The sequence below is a fragment of the Bacillus sp. BS3(2021) genome, from assembly GCF_021043345.1.
Lineage (GTDB): Bacteria > Bacillota > Bacilli > Bacillales > Bacillaceae > Bacillus > Bacillus paralicheniformis.
In genome coordinates, this window is record NZ_JAJNDM010000023.1 from 1 (window position 1) to 786 (window position 786).

Consider the following 786-nt stretch of genomic DNA (forward strand, 5'->3'; position numbering starts at 1 on the left):
TTTTTCGTGGTCGTACCGAAAAAATGCGGCATCCACCGTAGCTTCTGTCGGCCCGTAGCCGTGAATGACCGCAGTCTCCGGCAAAGACCGGGCAAATCGGGCGGCTGTCTGGGGAGCGAGCGCTTCACCTCCGGCGAATACGTGTTTCAAGGTTTTCGCAAGGCTTGTCCTTTTCTCCTCTGTTTCCATCTCCACCTGGTCTAAAAAGCTGTTGGCCATCGCCGGGATAAAATGCGCCGTTGTCACTCCTTCGTTTGTGAAGGCTTCTGTCATTAAAGCGGGATCCTTCTCCCAGCCCTGCGGAAGCAAATACATGGAGGCGCCGGGAATCATCCACCAAAACAACTGCCAGATCGAAGCATCAAATGAAAACGATGACTTGAGCACAATGACATCATCTTCAGTTAATGAGAACTGGCGCTGCATCCCGGACAAAAAGGCGGCAGCCTGTCGGTGCTCAACCGCGACGCCCTTCGGTGTCCCGGTTGAACCGGATGTATAGATGACATAGGCGAGTGAGCCGCCATCCGTATGAGCGCAAACCGGTTCGTTCTCCGCTGGTTCCGTTCGAAGTGATGACAGGTTGACTTCAAGCGTTTCCCCGGAAAATCCGGAGACGGACAAACCCGGCCCTGTGACGAGAAGCCGGGCGCCACTGTCAGCGAGCATATATCTGAGCCGTTCTTCAGGATAGTCTGGATCAAGCGGCACGTAAGCGCCGCCGGCTTTCAAAACAGCCAGCACCGCGATCACCATCTCCGGTGAACGGTCGGCGAGCACGCCGAC

At 55.9% G+C, this 786-nt stretch carries 1 protein-coding gene; it reads right to left on the reverse strand.

Features of this window, described 5'->3' with window-relative positions; genetic code table 11:
* A partial coding sequence (locus LQ247_RS21975; protein ID WP_231006603.1) for an AMP-binding protein occupies window positions 1–786 on the reverse strand: 786 nt, incomplete at both ends.